Source organism: Corynebacterium sp. UMB6689 (genome assembly GCF_030215295.1).
GTDB lineage: Bacteria > Actinomycetota > Actinomycetes > Mycobacteriales > Mycobacteriaceae > Corynebacterium > Corynebacterium aurimucosum.
In genome coordinates this window covers 1-20,891 of sequence record NZ_JASOLS010000007.1, presented here as the reverse complement: position 1 = coordinate 20,891, position 20,891 = coordinate 1, and the positions used below count along the sequence as shown (strand labels likewise).

The window sequence follows — 20,891 nt, the reverse complement described above, 5'->3', positions numbered from 1 at the left end:
GTTTCGATCAATTAAGGCTCCAAAACCGCCTTGAGGTTTTGGAGCCTTAATTGATCGATATGTACCTAAGCTTTGGGGCTAAAGCACCCAGGAACTAGCGCAGCGTCACCTGACGGGACTTAATGTTCTGCAGCTGCTTGCGCTCATCGGCATCGAGGTTGGCGTCGTTGGAAATCTCCTCTTCCAGCGCCTTATTCACGCGAGACAGCTCGGACTCGTAAGAATCGTGCGCGACCTCTGGGTCGAGGTCGAAGACCGGAGCGATGAGGCCGTGGGTACGGAAGACACCGGCAAACTTGGTGTTTTCTCCCAGGTTGAGCTCACCGCGAGCGGCGATGCGCGCGAGGGCGTTAAGGAAAGCATTCTCGTCATCGCACGGGCGGACCCAGCGGATATGCGCCTTGCCGCCACCGGCATTAGCCCAGAAGGCGGTGCCGACAAAGCCCTCGGCCTCCTGGCCCACCTGGTAGGACTCGATGACGGAATCATTGGCGCGCTGCAGTGCCTGTGCCATCTGTGGAGGAACCTGTGCGCCCTCCGGCATCCACCACGCGAAGTCCTGGTAGACGTTGATCTCCAGCTCGGCGTCCTCCTCCAGCAGCTCCTTGAGCTCCGGCTGGGAGCCATCAGCAGCGGTGGACTCGAGGGTGGAACCCGGCGCGTTGTTTTTCACCCAGTTCAGGGCGAAAGCCAGGTCGCGGCCCGGGTTGTGCGTGTGAGACTGCACCTGCAGTCCCACGAAGGCCTCACCACCGGATTCCTCATCACGGATGAGCGCCGCGGTAGCACCGGGCAGCACGGTGGCGACGTAGACGTCCTTGTCAAAGCCCTTGACGGACAGCTTCGCCGTTGCGGAAGGAACAAATTCCTGCAGGGCGACGAGGCTAGCCTCAGCGGCCAGCCCACCAAAGGGGCGAGGGTCCTTTTCCAGGGCAGCGCGCTCGGCGGCGCGGGCAGCGAGCTTAGCTTGGCGGCGGGACATGCCCTCCGGCAGCTGTTCGTTCTTCTTTTTCTTCTTGGCCATACTGAACAACTTACCTGTTCATTACAGCTCAATGGCATGCAGGGCCACTTCCGGCTGGTTCGTGGCGAGAATATCTACCCCGTTGGCCCACGCCCACTTCATGTCCGCGGGTTTATCGATGGTCCACATGTACGTGGGCAAGCCGTGCGCGCCGATCGCGTCAGGCTGCAGCTTGCCGCGCAACAGGGACATGCCTAAGCCAGTGGGCTGGGATAACAGGATATCCGGGCGGTTAAAATGGCGCTCCCAATCGCGGCGCAGGTAGATGCGGTCGACGTGCGGGGCAAGCGCTGCCATTCGACGAATGGCCCGGTGGGAAAAGGAAATCATGTGGATCCGGGGGTCGTCGAGAAGCCCTGCGTAGCGCAGCCGCAGCACCATCTGTTCTTCGAGGATGTCGCCCTGCCCCGAGGGATGCTTGGTCTCAATGTAGAGGTGGTGTTTCTTATCCCCGAGCATGTCGAGGAGTTCGTCGAGAAGCAGCATGCGCTGGCCGCCGCCAATCTTCAGGCGGCGCAGCTCCTCCCAGGTCATCCGAGACACTCGGCCTGAGCCATTCGTGGTGCGGTCCAGTGTGGGATCGTGATGAACCACCACCTTGCCGTCGCTGCTCAGGCGGATATCGCACTCGATACCATGGATGGGAAGCTCGAGCGCTTTCTCAAAGGCAAGAGGGGATAGCTCCGGATATTTCCCGGAGTATCCCCTGTGGGCGACAATCTTCACTAGCCGAAGATTTCTTCCTTGATGGTGTTGAGAGTGTTGAAGGAGTTCTCGAAGCGCTCCTTCTCGTGGTCATCGAGGGCCAGCTCGATAACGCGGTTGACGCCGGAGCGGTCAACGATGGCCGGGGTGCCGATGAAGACATCCTCGTGGCCGTACTCGCCCTGCAGGTAGGCAGAGACCGGGAGAGCGACGGCCTGGTTCTGGATGACCGCGCGGGTGATGCGGGCCAGGGCCATGCCGATGCCGTAGGAGGTGGAGCCCTTAGCGTCGATGATGTGGTAGGCAGCGTCGCGGGTGTCCTCGAAGATCTTCTCGATGCGCTCGTTGTAGCCCGGGTCCTTTTCAGAACGGTGGGACAGGGAGACACCTGCGATGTTGGCGGAGGAGACGACCGGCAGCTCGGAATCGCCGTGCTCACCGATGATGTAGGCGTGGACGGAGGTCGGTGCCACGTCATCCATTTCAGAGAGCATGTAGCGGTAGCGGGCCGAGTCCAGGACGGTGCCGGAGCCGATGACGCGCTGGTGCGGGAAGCCGGAGGCCTTCCACACTGCGTAGGTCAGCAGGTCCACCGGGTTGGAGGCGACCAGGAAGATGCCGTCGAAGTCATTCTTCATGACGTCCGCCACGATGGAGTTCATGATCTTGACGTTCTTGTCCACGAGCTGCAGGCGGGTCTCGCCGGGCTTCTGTGCGGCACCGGCGCAGATGACGACCATGGAGGCGTCCTTGCAGTCTTCGTAGGTGCCCTTGGTCACGCGGGTGCGGGACGGGGCCCAGACGACGCCATGGTTGAGGTCCATGACGTTGCCCTCGAGCTTCTTTTCGTCGATGTCGATGATGGCCAGGTGATCAACAGTGCCCTGGTTGACCAGAGCGTAGGCGTAAGCAACTCCAACGTCGCCAGCGCCGATGAGTACTACTTTGTTTCCAACATGATTTCCCATGACTCCTATTGTGCCCCTCATGTCCGAGTTTTGCTCGTTATGCGCCCGAATTCACAGGTTAAGTAGTCCGATCTCACATTTTTATGCCCGATTGGGTCTGATCGGTGACATCGCTGCACGTCCACCCCAAAGCTGGTTCAATGGCCAGCATGCGTCAACTTGCGCGCCGCATCGCCCTCAAAACCGCCCGCACGGGACTTCAGGCAGCCATCTTTTCCTTGGAGCTCATCAGTGATCTCACCCCCGGAATGCGCATGACCGGCAGGCGGCGCCTGCCGCAAAATATGTGGCCCGGGCTCTTCGGCGCCGAAGTAGCGACCTGGGCAGCCGTCTCCCCGTCGCTATTGCCACGCCCGTGGTGGGTTACCGCTGCCAACGTGGCCATCGGCCAAGGCGCGGGACATCTCGCCGCCACCACCGCGGCTTTCGCAGCGAAGCGCGCTCTACGCCACGCGGGCCGGCGCCCCCAGGATCGGGTCGGCCCCACCACTCGGCGCTATTCCTACTACTTGCTGGGGCTCGGAACCTTCATCGCAGGCATACGCTCCCTGCGCAACCAAACAGAGCAGGCCCGCCTCGTGGGCAAGCTCAATGACCGCGGCCCGCAATCCGCCGCACTAGGAATGATGGTGGGTACCGCAGGCTACGGCGCCTTGCTCATCGTAGGGGAGGCGGCTCAGCTTACCGTCACTCAACTTTCTCTCCAGGTGCAGCGTTGGCTGCCCCGGTGGATTGCCTGGCCCCTAGCCGGCGGCGCGGTGGGCTTCGCCGCGGCCGTGGCCAGCGACCGCATGGTCTGGCGCCGGCTGCTCCACAAAGCCACTATCCAGGGCCTTGCCCTCAACAAGCTCGTCTATCCGGGATCTGTCATGCCGTGGGAACCGGAACGCTCCGGCAGCCCATGGTCCCACGAGCAGTGGACGGCTGTCGGCTCACAGGGCCGCGTTTTTCTCGACCGTGGCCCCCGCGCCCAGGACATCAAAGAGGTCATGCACTTTGACCGAGCGCGCGAACCAATACGCATTTACATCGGCCTCATCCGCGGCCGTGGTCCGCACGCCGCCGCCCGCCACGCGGTGGCGGAGATGGACCGCACGGGGGCCTTCCACCGCGACACCATCGTGCTGCAGATGCCCTCCGGCTCAGGCTGGATCAATAATTATTCGGTCAGTGGCTATGAATTCCTCACGCGCGGCAATTGCGCCACCGTGGCCTTGCAATTCGACTATCTTCCCTCCATGTTTTCCTACCTGGTGGATAAAAACCTCTCCCGCACTTTTGCGCGCGAGCTCATCGCCGCTGTTCACGCCCGCCTCGAGCTCTTGCCCGAGGACAACCGCCCCAAGCTGTACTTAAGCGGCGAATCCCTGGGCTGCTATGCCATCGTGGAAAACTATGAGACGGTCGAAGATTTGCTCGCGGCGTGCGATGGCGCGGTATTCACTGGGCCGCCCCGGATGACCAGTTTCATGCGCCGCCTGCACCGTGAACGCGGCTCCTTGGAGCGCTTGCCGCTTATCGACGGCGGCCGGCACCTCCGCTTCGCCGCTGTCCCCGCCCACATGGAACACGATGCCTTCGGCGAGCCCTATGGCCCCTGGGAGCGCCCGCGGGTAGCGGTAGGGCAGCACGCCTCCGACGCCATCGTGTGGTGGGATAGCAAGCTCATTTATGCTCGTCCCAACTGGATCCACGAGCCCACCCCGCAGACCTTGTACGCAGATACTTTTAACAACCTGCGCTGGCATCCGTTCATCACCTTCTGGCAGGTAGCACTGGACCAGATCAACTCGCTCAACGTGCCGGGCGGCCACGGGCACAACTACTTCGAGGAAACCTTCTGGTACTGGGATTCCGTCCTCGGATCCCAAACCCGCACCCAGCTCACTCCGGAGCTAGCTGAGCGCATGCGGGCCTTTGTGGAGCGCGACCAGCTCAGCAAACCTTCCGACTTCCGCACGCATGTGCGCAAACAGCTCTAGCCGCCGGCCAGTGCGCTCACTTCACTAGCCGCACTTCACGCCGGTGCTGTGGTGCGGGCAGTAGCCGTTGGGCACCTTGTGCAGGTACTGCTGGTGTTCGTCCTCGGCTAGGTAGTACTCTCCCGAGTCTGTCTCACTGAGGAGGGTGACTTCGGTGGTGGTGGCGCCGAAGCCGGCGTCGGCAAGCTTGCCTGCGTAGGAATCCACAAGCTGCTGGATCTCCGCGCGTTCCTCTTCGGTCTCGGGGTAGAAAGCCGAGCGGTACTGCGTGCCCACGTCGTTGCCCTGGCGGAATCCCTGGGTCGGATCGTGGGCTTCCAAGGCCTTGACCACGAGGTCGCGCAAGCTCACGCGCTGCGGATCATACGTAATCTGGACAGCCTCCGCATGGTTGGTCAGCCCGCGACAGACCTCATAATAAGTGGGATTCGGCGTGGTGCCGCCCGCATAGCCCACGGACGTGGACTCCACGCCCTCAGTTTCCCAGAACATCTTCTCCGCGCCCCAGAAACAGCCGATGGCGATGATGAGGGACCTCTGCCCCTCTTTCCACGGGCCGGTAATCGGAGTGTCTAACACCGCGTGGGGCTGTGGGGCCTCTAAGACGGGCTCCGCGCGCCCGGGAAGGGCGTCCTTAGCCGCCACCAGCGTGGGCTCTGGCCTGAAAAGAAACATGCTGGATTCTCCTTCGCTTAGTGTTGTCCTCCCCTTATACTCCGCTGCATTGCCTGCAATCCAGGTTTTTGTTCACGGCAGCTCCCATAGAAAAAATATTGTGGCCAAATTCTCATCCGGCCCCTACCATGGGGCCTCGTACCCCAAAGAAAGGATGAAACAAATGGCTGTTTACGAACTTCCGGAACTCGACTACGCATACGATGCCCTGGAGCCGCACATCTCCGCTGAGATCATGGAGCTGCACCACTCCAAGCACCATGCTGGCTACGTTGCTGGCGCTAACGCTGCGCTCGAGGCTCTGGAGGAGCAGCGCAACGGCGAGGCTAACGCTGACGCCATCCGCGCCCTGTCCAAGAACCTTGCCTTCAACTTGGGTGGCCACACCAACCACTCCATCTTCTGGAAGAACCTCTCCCCGAACGGCGGCGGCGAGCCCACCGGCGAGCTGGCTGAGGCTATTAACCGTGACTTCGGCTCCTTCGAGAAGTTCAAGGCTCACTTCTCCGCTGTTGCTACCGGCCTGCAGGGCTCCGGTTGGGCAGTTCTGGGTTATGACCATGTTGCTGGCCGCCTGATTATTGAGCAGCTGACTGATCAGCAGGGCAACATCTCCGTGAACTTCACCCCGCTGCTGATGCTGGATATGTGGGAGCACGCCTTCTACCTCCAGTACAAGAACGTAAAGGCTGATTACGTCAAGGCTGTCTGGAACGTCTTCAACTGGGATGACGTTGCTGAGCGTTACGCTGCTGCCACCAAGTAAGCACTCTGGCCTCATTTAAGGCCACATAGCTGACCGCGCTGGGTCCTCTTCATTGAGGCTCAGCGCGGTTTCGCGTTGTGACTCCCTCTACAGGCTTTGCGGAGGACCACCCAACCCCGATATCCAGACCACAACTGCCTGATCTGCCAAAGTTATGCGCCGTCATTGCAGATCCGAGAGGGATCTTCGTCATGTTGGGCAGTTGGCCTATCCGTTAAGACACTCTGCCGCCTGGGAGCACCAGTGCCAGGCTGCCACACGAGGTCTCCAGCCCTGAAGCGCTCCGCGCGTTGGCGGCCGCGCTGCCGTTCGATAGCTAGTCAGCGGTGCGTGCCACAACGAAATCCTTGAAGTGCTCCACCGGCGGGGCATCATCGCCCTCGCGCCACACCAAACCCAGCTCACGGTAGGCCTCCGGTTCTAAGGGAATGAGGTTGCGGGCTTTCAGGTACGGGTCATCAAGCGGCAGCAACGCTGATCCCAGTCCGGCGGCCACGAGGCCGGCCACGGTGGTCAGCTCCATCGACTCGAAGACCAGGCGGGGGCTAAAACCGGCTTCGCCTGCCAGGGAATCCAGAAGCATGCGCGTTCCATAACCCGGCAGCATGCCGATGAAGGGCTCGTCGCGAAAATCTTCCATGCGCACATTGCCTTTTCCTGCCGCCCAATGCCCTTCCGGGACCGCCAGCCCCAGTCGTTGCAGCTTGAGCTGGTGCCAACCCAGCGGGCCTGGGCTTATAGGTCGGGGACCAACCAGCGCTAAGTCGGACTCGCCGGCTGCTACTCTGTCCACCAACTCCCGGGCCGCCCCCTGGTGCAGGCGAATATCCACGTGCGGGTGTTGAGCGCGATAAGCCTTGAGTAGCTCCGGGACCATCCACGTGCCCAGGGAATGCATGAAATCGAGGCGCACGGTACCGCGCTCCGGATCCATAAGTCGGGACACAGCATCGCGCGCAGCGGCTTCCGACAAAAGCATCCGCCGCGCGTGTTCCACGAAGGCCCGGCCGCGCGCATTGAGCCGCAGACGCCGGCCGCTGCGCTCAAACAGGCTGGCCCCCACTTCGGCTTCGATGCGCTGCACGCGGCGGGTCAGCGCGGATTGGGAGAGCCCGAGAGCGTCGGCAGCCGCGCCGACGAGGCCATGGTCGGCCACGGCGACGACGCCGCGCACATCCTCCAGATTCATGCACACCTCGCATGCTTTATGTAACTTTTAGACATTTTACACATAACCCGCGCTAGGCCATGCTTGGTGCATGACCAGAACGCGGCGCGCCACCATTGCCATGCTCTTCGTGGGCCTGGCAATTTTTTCTTGCCTCTACCCCACCCAAGCCATGCTGCCCACCTTGGTGGAGGACATGGGCATGTCCCCCACGGAAGCCGCCATGACCATCTCCGCGGCCACGGGTGCCCTGGCCATCTGCGTGATCCCCGTGTCCATCATCTCCGAGCGCATCGGACGCGGAAAACTGCTGCTTGTGTCCACCATCGCGGCCACGCTCATCGGCATGCTCGTTCCGCTGGCCCCCAACCCAGAAATCCTCATCGCCACCCGCGCGCTCCAGGGAGCCGTCATCGCCGGCGCACCTGCTACCGCCATGGCCTGGATTTCGGAGGAGCTAGAAAGTTCCTACGTTGCCCGCGCCATGGGTTTGTACATCGCCGGCACCACCATCGGCGGACTGACCGGCCGTCTCATCCCGACTGGGCTTCTCGAGCTCACGTCCTGGCGCTGGGCCCTGGCAGGCTCCAGCCTGGTCACACTCATCCTGGCCATCATCGCAGCGATCTTGCTGCCCTACCAACAGAATTTCACCCCGAAGGAGATCCACTTCCGCTCGGAGCTGCGCGCCATCTTCCGCCATGCCCGGGACACACGCCTGATCCCCTTATTCATCGTGGCCTTCGTGGCGATGGGCACCTTCGTCTCCCTCTATAACTTCCTGGCTTTTAGGCTCATCGACCACTTCCACCTCTCACCGGGCTTGGCTGGCTTGGTCTTCCTCTTCTACCTCACCGGAACCTGGTCCTCGGCGCGCGCAGGCCGGCTGGTGACCCAAGTGGGCCACGCCAACACGCTTCTGCTCTCCTGCGCGCTCTTTGCCGTGGGCATCGCACTGTGCATGGGTTCGCTGATCCCCACCCTGCTGGGCATCGTGCTCTTCACCATCGGCTTCTTCGCGGCGCACTCCACTGCCTCGGGCTGGGTCGGACACATTGCCACCCACGACCGCGCGGAGGCCTCCAGCCTCTATGTCTTCTTCTACTACCTGGGCAGTTCTATCCTGGGCGCGCTGGCCGGCGTGCTCTTTGACTCCCTGTCGTGGACCGGCTTCATCACCGTCTACGCAGCCCTCGCAGCGGGTATCGCGGCGCTGAGTTGGGCCGTGAGAAAAACCGGATAAAATCGTGTTTTATGGATAAGTGGTCACCGCGTACATGGCACCGGAAGGCATCCCGCCCAGTCAGCCTGTGGATGATGGTCTTCCTCATCGCGGGCGCGACCCATACCTTTATTCCGAACTACCGCTGGGTCCTCATCCACCTCTTCACGCTCGGCATCCTCAGCAACAGCATCGTGGTGTGGTCCCAACATCTCACCGAGAAGTTCGTGCAGCTCAAAGTACCTCTTTCTGCCCGCCCCCGGCAGCTCGCACGCATTTATCTGCTGAACTCAGGCGTCGTTTTCACCCTCGTAGGTCAGATGCTCGTCGAAGCCTGGGAACGGCACTGGCTACTTACGCAGGTGGGTGCCACACTTGTTGCGACTGCCGTGGCTTGGCACGGCGCGGCCCTCTTTGCCTTATGGCGCCGCGCGGAATCCAAACGATTCCGCCCTGTCGTTGCTGCTTATGTGGCCTCCGCCTTCTTTCTTGCCGTGGGCGCCACCCTGGGCGCTTTCCTCGCGACGCATCCCTCCCATCCGCGCCTACTCATCGCCCACGTGGCCGCCAATATTGGCGGCTTCGTGGGCCTTGCGGCAGCCGGCTCACTGACCATCTTGTTCCCCTCCATCTGGCGCACCAAAGGAATCAATCCGCGCATGAGCTTAAGCTTCACCCTGCTGGGCCTAGGCGTCATCGCTACTGTGGTGGGCAGCATCTGGAATGTTCCGCAGGTAGGCCTCATCCTCTACTGCGTGGGCTGGGCGCTCAGCCTGCAGGGCTGGCTCGTCAACGTCCTCACCGTGGTGCGTAATCCGCGTGGACGCATTAGCTTCCCGGCACTTTCCGTGCTCTTTTCCTCTTTCTGGCTGCTCGGCGGTCTGATCTATTACACCACCCAGCACTTCTTCTCCAGCGAGCCAAAGATTCCTATGCTCGCGCTCGTCGTGGGCTTTGGCGCCCAACTGCTCATCGGCGTCATGGGCTATATGCTGCCGACCACTATGGGCGGCGGCCCCTCAGCGGTGCGGGCTGGCCTGCGCGAATACAACCGCTGGGGGCTCGGGCGCTCTGCGTTCGTCAACGGCGGGCTCGCCCTGTGGCTGGCCACCTCTAATTCCCTCATCATGGTTGCCGCCTCGCTGCTCTGCCTCGGCTCCATGGCCAGCTTCCCCATCCTCACCGCCCGCGCGGTCAAGGCCCAGAAAGCCGTGCTGCTCAAGAGGGCCGAGGGCCCAGCCCCGACGACCACCACAGACTGGGACCAGGCGTGGGTGGCCCTTGCAGTACTCATCATCCTCGGCGGACTCAGCCTCATCCTGTAGATCCCCAGACCTCGATCCCGCAACCTCCTGGTGAGCGGTGGGCGTCGGCAAGCGCTTGGCGACGCCCACCTGCAGGTTGCGGGTTTCAAGTCTGGGGCCTTGCACACAGGAAGGCAGAGAGAAGCTAGGGCTCGAGGGGGGACACTCCCGGCGCGCCATCGGTCATCCACTCGCGGACGGCGTGGGTAGCGCGCACATCGCCCGCGTTGTAGCGCAGAATCTGCGCCCGCGCGGCGGCATCCCCGGCAACGGCGGCGCGGCGGGCATTGACGGATTCCTCACCATCAAACTCTTCCGGCCATTCGAAACCCGCAACGGGGGCCACGGTCTTCAGGCCCAGCCCCGCAGTGCCAGCGAAACTGCGCTTGACGTGGGCGAACATATCCACCCATTCTTCCGAGGAGATGAACTCTTCCACCTCCTGGAGACTGGGCTTAGAAAAACGTTGGGCGGATCTGCGCATCCAATGGTTCTCACCATGGGCGGAGTAGCAGTAGGCTGCGAAGGTCTTTCCTGCCTCATGTGCCTCAGCGCGCACCCGCATGAGCCAGTCCCAGAACTCAGCGAAATTCTCCGCTTCCGCGCGGCCACCGAGCAGTTCCCACGTCACGAAGGAATGGTATTCACCGTCCAGTAGCGCACCCCACAGGTAGGCCCCCTGATCCAGGTAGGCCTCCATATCCACATCAACCTCGACATCCGCGCGGGGAACGCTGACCCGGTCACGGCGCAACAGTGGGACGCCTTCACGCCAGGCAGCGGCAAGGGCGGAAGGGGTGCCGAGGGAGGCATCAATAAGCCCTTGCACTGTCGTGATACCGCGCTCACGATAGGGCTTCGCGCGGTCGCCCGGCAGAAAGAGCGAGATGTCATCGCGGGCTTCCAGCTCCTCCCGGCACAAAGGCCAAAAGCGGCAGGAGGCGCACTCTTTAACGCGGCGTGGGCCCGCTGGTAGTGGCTGCGCCAACGCCTCATCGATGGCAAAACGCGAGGTATCCGTAACAAAAGCTTGGCTGCGATCCTGGCCAATCGCAGCGCCCCTGCCGGAATTCAGGCCTACTTCTTCCAAGCCCCGCGCGGCCAAGGCCAACCGGTAGCCATCGACGGCATGGTGCCGAATCTTGTACTTTGCCGGTAGCGGCTCACTCAACCCCAAACGATGGGTAGGCACAACCAGCGTACGCGAGCTCTCGTGCGGGCGGGCCACGCGGTGATCAGAAACGATGACAGGACTGTATTTGTCCCCATCCCGCACTAGGAGCTCCACGCGCACCATCCACTCGGAAGTAGAAAACACAGCGTTCGTAATGTGCGTATAGCCGTGAACAAGTGCTTCCAGTGTGGCAAGCGCTCGCTCGAAATCATCCCCCTCCAGGTCAATCCGGCGGAAACGCCCCGGCCCCTTCTTGGGAAGGCGGCTGAGCGCAGCATCGATGGCGGCCGCGTGGCGCTCCGCGCGGGCTTGGCTCACCGCGGTGCGTGGGATCTCGGGATGCGCGCGGCGCTGCACTAAGCGATAACGGCAGCCCACAAGATCCGTGGCAACGAGCACATCCTTCACAGCAGGTGAGCTTAGTAGACCACCTTGCTAGAGTTGTAGCGAGACCCTAAAGATAGATTAATAAAAGGACGTTTCAATGGGCATTATGAAGAAAATCCGCAAGGCCCGCCGTGAGGCCCGCGCTGAGATCAAGGCCGCTAAGACCCGCGCAAAGGCAGAGGTCAAGGCTGCAGATAAGGCCAAGCACCGCCAGCAGAAGCTGCTGGCCAAGCAAGAAAAGGCACTTATTAAGTCTGAGGAAAAGGGCTTAAAGAAGCGCCGCCAACACGAGTACAAAATGGCCAAGAAAGAACTCGAACGCATCAAGCAGGGCCGTTTTAATAAGGACAATGTCAAGCGCTATGCCGGTGCCCTGCGCACCGCAGCACCGCTTCTTTTGCCCTTGATCTACCGCGGCATCACTGCCGCCCAGCGCGAGGTGGAAAAGAAGCGCGCGCAGAAAGCCGGTGTCAGCGCCGAACAGCTGGCGTCCTTCTCCGGCCACGGCGCGCCGCTCAAGGCCCGCACCGCGGGTATCCGCAACTCTCTCAAGGACGCGCAGCTTCCCGCTGGTTTCAAGCGCGACGTCAAGGAGCGCCTCAACGAGCTTGACTCCGCGATTGACAATGCCGAGTACATGACTGATCAGCAGCGTCAGCGCGCGCACCGCTCTATTTCCGGCGAGATTGACTCACTGAACGACGAAATCCAGGCCAAGCTGGGCGCTTAGCCTCTCAGCGCGCAGACGTCTACCCTTCAAGCCGCACTACCCTCCCCCAAGCGGGGAGGACACTCGTCGCGTATCCACATCGTTCAGCCGGAATGGAGATTCATGGCCCGCCGCGAAATCACTCAGTTTTTTGATGATATCGATAACAAGCCCCTCAGTGAGGAAGAACTGATCGTCATCCGCTTCAGCGTTGACGGTAAGGACTATCTTCTCGACGTATCCCAAGAAAACGCCGACAAATTCCACGCTGCGCTGGACCCCTTCATCAAGGCGGCCCGCCACCCCGTTAAAAAGGACACCCGCCGCTATAAGCCAGCCGATGTCCGCGCGTGGGCCGCCAAGCACGGCTACCAGGTAGCTGAGCGCGGCAAGATCCCCAACGAGGTGATTTTGGCGTACCGCAACGCCAACAATCTTTAAAGAACGCCCTGCTCGCGGGCAGCAGCCACGGCGGAGGTGCGGGAGCGCACGCCTAGTTTGTCGTAGATGTGAACTAGGTGAGACTTCACCGTCGCCTCTGACAGCATCAGTTCCACACCGATCTCACGGTTGGAGGAACCCGCCGCCACCAGCTTCAATACTTCAAGCTCGCGCGGGGTAAGGGAGGTGCGCGGGGTACGCACGCGGGTCATCAGTTTATCGGCCACCACGGGCGAGAGTGCCGAATCTCCTTCGGCCGCCGAACGTACCGCCGCGAGCAACTCCACCGGTGGCGCATCCTTCAGCAGGTAGCCCACCGCTCCGGCCTCGATGGCTCCGAGGATATCCGCATCGGTGTCATAGTTGGTCACCACGAGCACCTTGGGGGGATTCTCCATGGAGTAGCGGATAGCAGCGGTTGCTTCCGCGCCGCCCATGACGCGCGTGCCTTCGATGCCCGCGCCGAAACGCAGATCCATGAGGAGGACGTCGATGCCACCCGCCTGTGCCGCGGAAACAGCGGCCTCGGCCGTAGCTACCTCGCCCACGACCTCGATATCCTCTGCTCCCTCGAGCACCGAGCGTAGACCTAGGCGTACGATCTCGTGGTCGTCGGCAAGCAAGACCCTAATCACGGGCTTCCTCCTCATTGGTACAGTGTGGACAATTTCCTAATCTACATCGTTATCTAAGGGCACACTAACTGAGACCGCCGTGCCGCTGCCTGGCGTGGATTCAATCACGACTTCTCCGCCGAGCTCCTCTGCGCGCCTGCGCATCGCCGATAGACCAATATGGCCCAAACCCGCCGGCTTATTCTCCACCGCCGCGACATCAAAGCCCTCTCCATTGTCCACGACGTCCACGCGCACCTCATCCGGCGCATAGGTCACGGTGACCCGCGCCTTGCTGGCGTGAGCGTGCTTGACGACGTTCCCCATCGCCCCCTGCGCAATCCGCAACAGTGCTGCTTCCACCTTCATGGGCAACTGCTGCGTATCGCCCTCAACGTCCACAGACACGTCGACCCCACCGGTTGCCGCGAAATTATCCGCCATCCGCGTCATGGCAGCTCCCAGGGAAGTTTCCGAGAGTGCCGCCGGCTGAAGTGCCGCAATCATGGCGCGCGCTTCATGGAGGTTATCCGCTGCGGTGCGCCGCGCGAGCTCAATGCGCTCTTGTGCTTTGGGGATATTCTCTTGGTCGAGGTCTCGGTCAGCGGCATGCAGCAGCATCTGGATGGAGGACAGGCCCTGCGCCAGGGTGTCGTGGATCTCGTGGGCGATGCGCTGGCGCTCAGCCGTCATGCCTGCCGTGCGCTCAGACTCTACAAGTTGCGAACGGGTCTTCACCAATTCCTGGTTCATACGGCTCAGCGCGCGGAAGGCGTAGGTAATCGCGATTGTCACCAAGGCCGATACCGCGGGGCCCATGATGCCGCCGAAGGACAACCCACCCGGTATCTGCACCAGCACGGTCATCACCGTGGCCGCGATAACGCAGATGATGCCGGGGATCATCTCCAGTACGTAGAGGTACACAAAGTACAGGGAAAACACCAGGTAGATGGCCGCGGGCGCCACCGCCATATCCGCTAGCCACAACACCGTGAGAATGACTATCCAGCCATAACGCGCGATGCGCGGCAGGGTCTCTAAGTAGGCGGAGCCCCCGAAGTACACCACGGCAAAGGACACCAAGAGCAAAAGGTTCAACACACCTTGCCACAGAGGAAGGCGTACCGTGGTAAAAATTGCCACCACCAGCAGCGTCGCTGTCAGGACGTGGATACCGTTGCGCAGGGCATCCGATTCAACCGAGCGCTGGTCTAGTGTGGACGTCATGCGCCACAGCCTACTTCCCTCGCTTACTGCCTGCCTGATCGGCATCGGCTTCGCCGTCGCGGGATGCTCGGATGCATCCAACCCCACGCCCAGCACCCCAGTCGTAAGTTCGGTGCCACACACCGACGCAGGCGATGGCCTACCTATCGACGCCACGGCTGAAGTCAGCGACTGGGAAGACTGCCCCTATCTGGATACCCAATGGGTGGCCGATACCAACGGGCAGAGGATGACCCGGTGGGGCGTCGACAAGCGCTTTAGCACCCCCGCCTGCGTGTTCTGGTCCTACCCCGAGGATCCACAGGCCACCGTCCTGGTTCGCCAGATGCCCAGCGTGGAGGAGGCCCGGGCCGTCGTGGATTGGGCCGCACCGGTAGAGGACACGGAGCTGGCCGAATTCGATGGCTGGTCAGGTGGGCGCGGCGTCTTTGAGGACCACACGGTCTTTGCCGTGCAGAAGGACAACCACGCCGTGGTGGTGTGGTCGAACCAGCTGCAGACCCTCAAGCCCCAGCTCATAGCCCAGGAAGCCATCAAGAGCTTAGGTCTATAAAGACCTAAGCGTGTAAAAGCCTAAACGGCGACGTCGTTATAGGGCATCTGCGCTGCCACCCAAGGGAAAATAACCTCCATGAGCAGGAAGAAAACACCCACAGCCAGCGCCAGCGCCAGCACCGCCTTCACCGCGGTAGGGCCGGGCAACAAGTTCCAGAGTGCGCGATACATTAGTTCTCCTCCAAGACGGCAGGGCGGTCATTGTCATCCGTGCCGGGCGCTTTGGCCTCCCGGTCAGTCTCCATCGCGTGAATGATCATGCGCTCCGCATTGGAAAACTGCGGGTGGCACGTGGTGAGGGTGAGTAGGGATTCGCTGGGCTCAACCCCCTCCGCACCGGGGACGGGGTGGAGCACACTGACATCGCCCGGCAGCGTGATATGGCGGCCCTGCACCGAATGGTACTCCGGTTTGGCTTGCTGCTCTGGGCTGAAACAGCCGCCCGGGACACCATCAATGGGCAAAACACGGTAGGTGATCCACTCCGTTTCGGTTTCGATGACGATGGCATCACAGGTATCCAGGTTTCCCAGATCATTAAAGGGAGCGCCCTTGCCCACGCGGTGCCCGGCGACGGCAAAATTTCCCGGCTCACCGGGCATCTGTGTCTCCGTGTAGCGCCCTGGTCCGCGCAACAGATCATCCTCGTTGGTGCCTTCCAGAACCGCGAAAGCGAAATCCGATCCAAAGGCCGGTATGTAGAGGCGCGCAAAGGCCTCACCAAGTTTCGGGGCGTGGCCCCCTCCTCGCGGGTTGTGCCATTCTTCCTGCAGCGTCTCATTGGCTTGGTTCTGCATCTGGCCAGACTTGATGTTGGTCCAATAGGACTCATAGAAAGCGAAAAGCAGCAGCAGCACGCCGGCCGTCAGCATGAGCTCACCGATGACGGTACCTACGGTCGGTCGAGTGCGTGCAGTGGGGTGAGGCATACCAGCATCTTAGACTCCCTGTAACGTGTAAGTGCCCCACCACCCTGCAGGAAGAGGAGTAGGCGATGATCAGCATCTTCATGTACCCGGTCTCCGGAATCATGAAACTCTGGCACCTGCTATTTGCTTCTTTCCTGGACGGTTCGATGGCGTGGATCCTCACCATCGTCTTCCTGGTACTCACAGTCCGGGGAATCATCGCTCCGCTGAATTGGCTTTCCGTGAAGCAGGGCCGCATCGGCGCACTCATGCGCCCGGAGATGACCGAGCTCAACGAACGACTCAAGCAGGCCGATTCTGTCGATGATGCCGTCACTATCCTGACCAAGCAGCGCGATCTTAAGGAACGCTTCCAGCACAACCCCATGGTGGGTTGTTTCCCGGTTTTCCTCATCTTCCCAGCCTTCATCGGCCTCTACCAGGTGGTCCTTAGGGTCTCGGGCTCGGCGAATGAACCGGTGGGAATGCTCACGCTTGACGACGTCTCCTCCTTCCGCGCCTCCACCGTCTTCGGCGTCCCCCTCACCGACTTCGCCCGCGAGCATCACGACTTGATCCTGCCGATGCTCGTGGCGGCACTCGCGTTCACCTCGCTGAACACCCTTATCACGCTCTACCGCGGCTACCTCACCACTCTTTTCGATCAGAAGATTCCGCGCCGCTTGTTGTGGTTCATGGCGCTCACGGTCTTTCTCATTCCCTGGATGCTGTGGGCGGTAGCGTGGAACGGTCCCATCCCCGTGACCATCATTTTCTACTGGGGCTGCTCCTACCTCTTCACCTTGCTACAGACTTTGGCGTACGAATTCATCCTGCACAAGCGCTATCCCTTACCGGAAGCTGTCCACGAACAGCGGCGGGAGAGCATTCGACGCTGGCGGGCTAAGGAAAAGAAGAAAGAGAAGAAAGCCGCCAAACAGCGCCTCAAGGACAACCCTGCGTACAAGGAGGAGTTGGCTGCTGCCCGCAAACGCCACTCTGCGATTGTGGCGGAGGCACGCAAAATTCTTAAATCGAATAATCGGCCGGAGGCGCCGACAGAAGCTGAATAGCCAACTGCTTCGCGGTGACGAGCGGGGCGACGTCACGGGTCAGGCGGGCGCCGGCGAGACCACCATCAAGGAAGATAAGAATCTGGCTCGCCTGCTCCTCTGAGGGGTAGCCATTCTTGGCGTTAAGAAGTGCCGTGATGGTGGAATGAATCCACGTTCGGTGCTCCACGCAGGCGGCCACGATGCCCCGCTCGGCGTCTGTCTCTGGGCGTGGGTATTCGCCAGCCGCGTTAAGGAAGTGCGAGCCGCGAAACTCCATGGCTGGCTGCTCTTCGATGGCCTTGTCGAAGAAAGCCAGGATCTTGTTCTCCGGGTCAGTGGCATCTTCGGTGCGCTTTTGCCAATCTGCGCGGTATTCCTCATCGAGGGCCTCGACATAGGCGATGACGAGGGCATCCTTGGAGCCGAAAAGAGAATAGAGCGAAGCCTTTGCCACATCTGCCTCGCGCAAGATGCGGTCAATTCCGATGACGCGGATACCTTCGGTGGTAAAGAGCCGCGTGGCGGATTCGAGTAGTCGGCTACGCGGGCTCGGGCGATTACGGCGCGACTTCTTTTCGGCCATTTCTTCTCCTCACATGACAAAACCGGTTCATCTATACAATATAGACAAACCGGTATGTATGCGAATTATTATTTCTTGCGGCCCGTAATGGCCCCCACGATCCACAGCAGGATGCAAGCACCGACGGTCGCAGTAATAATCATCAGGAACCAGCTATCGCCGACATCCTTATTAAACAGCGCCAGCAAACCGCCACCAATGAGGCCGCCGATAACACCAACGATGAGGTTGGTGAACAGCCCCTGGTCACGCTTCATAATCTTCTCTGCGAGCCAACCCGCAATGATGCCAACAACAATCGATCCAAAGAAACCGAGACCAAGTCCCATGTCACTCACTCCTTCTCTCAACAGTAAATAGCTTTTATTTACGCACTTCCCACCGTACGCGTTAAAACATCAAAACGACCCGGGCCCACCATTTATCCAATAAATGGGCCCGAATCGTTATAGCGGAGTTATGCGAAGGTTACTCGGAGTCCGGACGTACCACCATCATCGGGCAGGGAGCGGACTGCAGCAACGCGCGGGAGGTAGAACCAAGCAGCATACCCTTGAAGCCACCTCGACCGTGGGAACCCACGACGAGCAGCTGAGCGCCCTCGGAAGCTTCCGTCAGCGCACGGACAGGACGGTCACGAGCGATAACCTTCTTCACCTGTACATCCGGGTACTTCTCTTGGAACTCTGCAAGGCGCTCGGTCAGCAGTTCTGCCTGCTCCTTCTCCACCTCAGCCCACTCCGCCTGGGCTGCCGAGAGGCCAGCCAGGGAAGCTTGAACCTGCATATCCATCCACGTGTGAACAGCAATCAGCTCTGCGCCACGGGCATCCGCTTCCTTGAAGGCGTAATCAGTTGCCTTCTGGGAGACCTCGGAGCCATCGACACCGATGACGACAGGACCGTACTTGGTGGACTCAGTGACGTGGTTATCCTCACGGACTACGACCACCGGGCAGGAGGCATGGGAGACCACGGAGGCAGAAACCGAACCCATGACCATTCCGGAAAGACCGCCCATGCCGCGGGAGCCCATCACAATCATGGTGACGTCCTTAGACATCTCCAACAGCATATCGATCGGGGAACCTTCAGCCACGGTGTGGCCAATCTTCAGATCCGGGGCAACCTTGTGGGCCTCGGCGCGGGCCTCCTCAATCTTTTGCAAGGTTTCCGCCTGGAGGTCATCGAAAAGCTCCTTCGGCGGGACCATGCCTTCGGCGTAGAGGAACTGCGGCATCGTATAACTCGATGCGATACGCAGTGGGATACCCCGCTTCACCGCAGTGTTGGCAGCCCAGCGGACGGCGTTCTTCGACGCTTCCGAACCATCGACGGCTACGACGACAATGTCTTCCTTTGCCATGACCTTTCCTTTCGAAGTGCTTACACTTCCAGTCTAATACCTATTATTAGACCTGTGGGGTGGTCGCAGCATCTGCGTTGGCAGGGAAGAGAATGTTGTAGGCGGCCACGACAATGTCACGAATGACGGCACCGATACCATTAGAGAAGAAATCGATGACGGGTGCGAGAATAGAGTTGAAATCCATGGGACAAAGAATATCGCAAAAAAGGCGTGGCGCAACACCACTTCCTATCCGCGATGGACTAAACCCCACTCACGCTCGCGTATCCGACGGGCCAATCACTGCGTGGGACTTCGTACACAACCTCATCACCACGCAGCGCCACCGGCACCCCGAAGACAACGAGGCCGCGCTACAGGCACGCTTCGATGCCAACGAAGTTGTACGCCAAGACGCTTCACCCCTACGCCCCGACAGCATCCTGGCTTCCAACGCCGTGGTGTATTTCTACCGCATGCCGGCACCAGAAACGCCCGTCCCATACGAAATACCGATTCTCTTTGAAGACGAACGCCTTTTGGTCGTAGACAAGCCGCCCTTCATGGCCACCATGCCCCGCGCCCGCCACATCACGGAGACTGCCACCGTGCGCCTGCGTCGGAAAACCGGAAACAACGAGTTATCCCCCGCGCACCGCCTCGACCGTCTCACTTCCGGCATCCTCGTCTTTACCAAGGACCGCTCCATACGGGGCGCCTACCAAACGCTGTTTGCCGAGCGCCGCGTCACCAAGACCTACGCAGCCATCGCGCCGCTTGCCGACGTCTCCCCCGGCACCGTCTGGCGCTCCCGCATGGAGAAGACCCCGGGGGAACTACAAGGACGCATCGTCGAAGGTGAAGTCAACGCCATCACCGAAGTCGCCGGCGTGGAGCCAGTAGATAAGGCCCCGTACGAAGCTATCCACGGAGCACTACCTGAGCTAGCGAAGTACACACTCAAACCACAGACCGGGAAGACTCATCAATTACGGCTCCATATGCTCCAAGCCGGAGCACCCATTATTGGCGACCCCATATACCCGGTCATTTACCCTGCCGAGGCCGAAGACATGCGGATACCAATGCATTTGACGGCAACGCACATTTCATTTGTTGACCCCTTAACTGGTGCCGACCGTGAATTCTCATCACAATTACCATTACAGACCTATCATCTATTGAATCCATAAATAGATAAACGAAAATAACATCGCCTCTGAGCAGTGGCTATGGCCTGAACCCTGGAAAGCAGTTTGGTGCTTGATGTTCTCAACTTCGGGGTTGTGGGGTTGTGTCTTAGATGGCAGGGTAAGCGTTGTTGTTGAGGACGGCTCGGCCGCTTTCGGCGGGGTTTTGGTGGAAGAGCCCGGGCCTGTGCTTGGCTACTTGGGCTTGGTTGTTGCGTGTTTTATAAGTGCAGACGTGGAAGTACATACCTGCAGCGTGACTGATCAGCAGGCCCGGGCCTGTGTTTGGTTGCGACTAGCGGGTCTGTACTTTCGGGTCTGTAGTTTTAGAATCCTCTGGCCGGTAGCTACAGTTGGTGCGGCTGGGTTTTATGAGGGTTGGAAAACGCCTTTAGGGCCCTAGACAGTGGGTGTTGTCTAGGGCCCTGAAGGGTTGTATTGAGTTGTTTGTTTTGTTTGGTGTCGGCGGTTTCTTACTCTCCCACAACCTCCCGGTTGCAGTACCATCAGCGTTAGCAGGCTTAGCTTCCGGGTTCGGAATGGGTCCGGGCGTTTCCCTGCTGCTATAGGCCACCGACAAACACTCGAGGCAATCTGATGCCTGGTTGCGTGTGTTGTGTCAGATACTGTGTAGTGGACGCGAAGCGACAGTGTGAATAATTGTGTCTTTATTTGTGTTTGTTGTTTCCACACTCGAAAAGGAGTGTGTGTGTTTGTTTTGGTCTATTAGTACCAGTAGCCTTCACACCTTGCGGTGCGTCCAGGTCTGGCCTATCAACCCCATCGTCTGTGGGGGACCTCAAATACGAAACCTCATCTTAAAACAGGCTTCCCGCTTAGATGCTTTCAGCGGTTATCCCTTCCGTACGTAGCCAACCAGCGAT

The 20,891-nt window shown here is 60.4% G+C and carries 23 protein-coding genes and 2 rRNA genes; 9 read left to right on the top strand and 16 right to left on the bottom strand.

The features are described 5' to 3' along the window. Positions 1 to 94: 94 nt before the first annotated feature. From QP363_RS05365 to QP363_RS05355, 3 genes are read right to left on the bottom strand one after another with little or no spacing between them, the layout of a single operon-like run. Positions 95 to 1,024 carry a DUF5926 family protein gene (locus QP363_RS05365; RefSeq protein ID WP_070644477.1) on the bottom strand — a complete coding sequence of 310 codons (930 nt, stop codon included), beginning with the start codon at positions 1,022 to 1,024 and terminating at the stop codon, positions 95 to 97. A gap of 21 nt (positions 1,025 to 1,045) precedes the next feature. Next, positions 1,046 to 1,750, bottom strand: a complete 705-nt coding sequence (locus tag QP363_RS05360) for a glycerophosphodiester phosphodiesterase family protein (RefSeq protein WP_049156880.1) — start codon at positions 1,748 to 1,750, stop codon at positions 1,046 to 1,048. Then, positions 1,750 to 2,697, bottom strand: a complete 948-nt coding sequence (locus QP363_RS05355; RefSeq protein ID WP_070443241.1) for an L-lactate dehydrogenase — start codon at positions 2,695 to 2,697, stop codon at positions 1,750 to 1,752. The genes QP363_RS05360 and QP363_RS05355 overlap by 1 nt, the downstream gene beginning before the upstream one ends. A gap of 140 nt (positions 2,698 to 2,837) precedes the next feature. Here QP363_RS05355 and QP363_RS05350 point away from each other — a divergent pair, with 140 nt between their 5' ends. Beyond that, the gene (locus QP363_RS05350; RefSeq protein ID WP_144656467.1) at positions 2,838 to 4,679 is read left to right on the top strand and encodes an alpha/beta-hydrolase family protein; all 1,842 of its coding nucleotides are present in this window, start codon (positions 2,838 to 2,840) and stop codon (positions 4,677 to 4,679) included. 24 nt (positions 4,680 to 4,703) lie between these two features. Here QP363_RS05350 and msrA read toward each other — a convergent pair whose 3' ends face one another. Next, entirely contained in the window at positions 4,704 to 5,354 is a 651-nt protein-coding gene (gene msrA, locus QP363_RS05345) for a peptide-methionine (S)-S-oxide reductase MsrA (protein ID WP_070718828.1), read from the bottom strand. A 163-nt stretch (positions 5,355 to 5,517) separates the two neighbouring features. On the opposite strand from msrA, the gene QP363_RS05340 reads away from it, so the two are divergent. Beyond that, positions 5,518 to 6,120 carry a superoxide dismutase gene (locus tag QP363_RS05340; RefSeq protein ID WP_046647628.1) on the top strand — a complete coding sequence of 201 codons (603 nt, stop codon included), beginning with the start codon at positions 5,518 to 5,520 and terminating at the stop codon, positions 6,118 to 6,120. A 316-nt stretch (positions 6,121 to 6,436) separates the two neighbouring features. On the opposite strand, the gene QP363_RS05335 is transcribed toward QP363_RS05340, so the two are convergent. Next, entirely contained in the window at positions 6,437 to 7,309 is an 873-nt protein-coding gene (locus QP363_RS05335) for a LysR substrate-binding domain-containing protein (RefSeq protein WP_284763212.1), read from the bottom strand. Positions 7,310 to 7,379: 70 nt separating this feature from the next. Here QP363_RS05335 and QP363_RS05330 point away from each other — a divergent pair, with 70 nt between their 5' ends. Then, positions 7,380 to 8,531, top strand: a complete 1,152-nt coding sequence (locus QP363_RS05330; RefSeq protein ID WP_284763210.1) for an MFS transporter — start codon at positions 7,380 to 7,382, stop codon at positions 8,529 to 8,531. 11 nt (positions 8,532 to 8,542) lie between these two features. Next, entirely contained in the window at positions 8,543 to 9,835 is a 1,293-nt protein-coding gene (locus QP363_RS05325) for a copper oxidase (RefSeq protein ID WP_144656421.1), read from the top strand. A 124-nt stretch (positions 9,836 to 9,959) separates the two neighbouring features. Here QP363_RS05325 and QP363_RS05320 read toward each other — a convergent pair whose 3' ends face one another. After that, entirely contained in the window at positions 9,960 to 11,396 is a 1,437-nt protein-coding gene (locus tag QP363_RS05320) for a TM0106 family RecB-like putative nuclease (protein WP_284763207.1), read from the bottom strand. 76 nt (positions 11,397 to 11,472) lie between these two features. Between QP363_RS05320 and QP363_RS05315 the strand changes: the two genes are divergently transcribed. Together QP363_RS05315 and QP363_RS05310 are read left to right on the top strand one after the other, a co-directional pair. Further along, entirely contained in the window at positions 11,473 to 12,105 is a 633-nt protein-coding gene (locus QP363_RS05315) for a DUF6474 family protein (protein ID WP_070443229.1), read from the top strand. A gap of 102 nt (positions 12,106 to 12,207) precedes the next feature. Then, positions 12,208 to 12,525 carry an Lsr2 family protein gene (locus QP363_RS05310; RefSeq protein ID WP_070644472.1) on the top strand — a complete coding sequence of 106 codons (318 nt, stop codon included), beginning with the start codon at positions 12,208 to 12,210 and terminating at the stop codon, positions 12,523 to 12,525. Here the strand turns inward: QP363_RS05310 and QP363_RS05305 are convergent. Together QP363_RS05305 and QP363_RS05300 are read right to left on the bottom strand one after the other, a co-directional pair. Further along, positions 12,522 to 13,160: a response regulator transcription factor gene (locus tag QP363_RS05305; RefSeq protein WP_010188464.1), complete on the bottom strand. Its 639-nt coding sequence runs from the start codon at positions 13,158 to 13,160 to the stop codon at positions 12,522 to 12,524. The genes QP363_RS05310 and QP363_RS05305 overlap by 4 nt on opposite strands. Positions 13,161 to 13,196: 36 nt before the next feature. Next, positions 13,197 to 14,369 (bottom strand): sensor histidine kinase, encoded by a 1,173-nt coding sequence (locus tag QP363_RS05300; protein WP_070718820.1) that lies wholly within the window; start codon positions 14,367 to 14,369, stop codon positions 13,197 to 13,199. Between QP363_RS05300 and QP363_RS05295 the strand changes: the two genes are divergently transcribed. After that, the gene (locus tag QP363_RS05295) at positions 14,359 to 14,922 is read left to right on the top strand and encodes a DUF2020 domain-containing protein (RefSeq protein ID WP_141754775.1); all 564 of its coding nucleotides are present in this window, start codon (positions 14,359 to 14,361) and stop codon (positions 14,920 to 14,922) included. The two genes, QP363_RS05300 and QP363_RS05295, sit on opposite strands and share 11 nt — an antisense overlap. Positions 14,923 to 14,942: 20 nt before the next feature. Here QP363_RS05295 and QP363_RS05290 read toward each other — a convergent pair whose 3' ends face one another. Both QP363_RS05290 and QP363_RS05285 read right to left on the bottom strand, forming a co-directional pair. Next, entirely contained in the window at positions 14,943 to 15,095 is a 153-nt protein-coding gene (locus tag QP363_RS05290; RefSeq protein WP_010188461.1) for a hypothetical protein, read from the bottom strand. Next, positions 15,095 to 15,853 (bottom strand): class E sortase, encoded by a 759-nt coding sequence (locus tag QP363_RS05285; RefSeq protein ID WP_070443223.1) that lies wholly within the window; start codon positions 15,851 to 15,853, stop codon positions 15,095 to 15,097. Before QP363_RS05285 ends, QP363_RS05290 begins: the two co-directional genes overlap by 1 nt. A gap of 65 nt (positions 15,854 to 15,918) precedes the next feature. Between QP363_RS05285 and yidC the strand changes: the two genes are divergently transcribed. Next, complete coding sequence (gene yidC, locus QP363_RS05280; protein WP_070443221.1) at positions 15,919 to 16,905, top strand: membrane protein insertase YidC; 987 nt, start codon at positions 15,919 to 15,921, stop codon at positions 16,903 to 16,905. Here the strand turns inward: yidC and QP363_RS05275 are convergent. From QP363_RS05275 to QP363_RS05260, 4 genes are all read right to left on the bottom strand, one after another. Further along, complete coding sequence (locus QP363_RS05275; RefSeq protein ID WP_070443219.1) at positions 16,862 to 17,470, bottom strand: TetR/AcrR family transcriptional regulator; 609 nt, start codon at positions 17,468 to 17,470, stop codon at positions 16,862 to 16,864. The genes yidC and QP363_RS05275 overlap by 44 nt on opposite strands. Before the next feature lie 68 nt (positions 17,471 to 17,538). Continuing rightward, positions 17,539 to 17,799, bottom strand: coding sequence for a GlsB/YeaQ/YmgE family stress response membrane protein (locus QP363_RS05270; protein WP_070443217.1), 261 nt, complete (start codon positions 17,797 to 17,799; stop codon positions 17,539 to 17,541). A gap of 139 nt (positions 17,800 to 17,938) precedes the next feature. Continuing rightward, entirely contained in the window at positions 17,939 to 18,835 is an 897-nt protein-coding gene (locus QP363_RS05265) for a universal stress protein (protein WP_070443215.1), read from the bottom strand. A 46-nt stretch (positions 18,836 to 18,881) separates the two neighbouring features. Then, on the bottom strand, positions 18,882 to 19,022 hold the full coding sequence (locus tag QP363_RS05260; RefSeq protein WP_168160887.1) for a hypothetical protein: 141 nt from the start codon (positions 19,020 to 19,022) through the stop codon (positions 18,882 to 18,884). Between QP363_RS05260 and QP363_RS05255 the strand changes: the two genes are divergently transcribed. Beyond that, positions 18,958 to 20,010 carry a pseudouridine synthase gene (locus QP363_RS05255; protein WP_083311465.1) on the top strand — a complete coding sequence of 351 codons (1,053 nt, stop codon included), beginning with the start codon at positions 18,958 to 18,960 and terminating at the stop codon, positions 20,008 to 20,010. The genes QP363_RS05260 and QP363_RS05255 overlap by 65 nt on opposite strands. Positions 20,011 to 20,467: 457 nt before the next feature. On the opposite strand, the gene rrf is transcribed toward QP363_RS05255, so the two are convergent. Further along, positions 20,468 to 20,585: ribosomal RNA gene (rrf, locus tag QP363_RS05250) — 5S ribosomal RNA — on the bottom strand. A gap of 127 nt (positions 20,586 to 20,712) precedes the next feature. Next, positions 20,713 to 20,891 (bottom strand): 23S ribosomal RNA (locus QP363_RS05245); the annotation flags it as partial.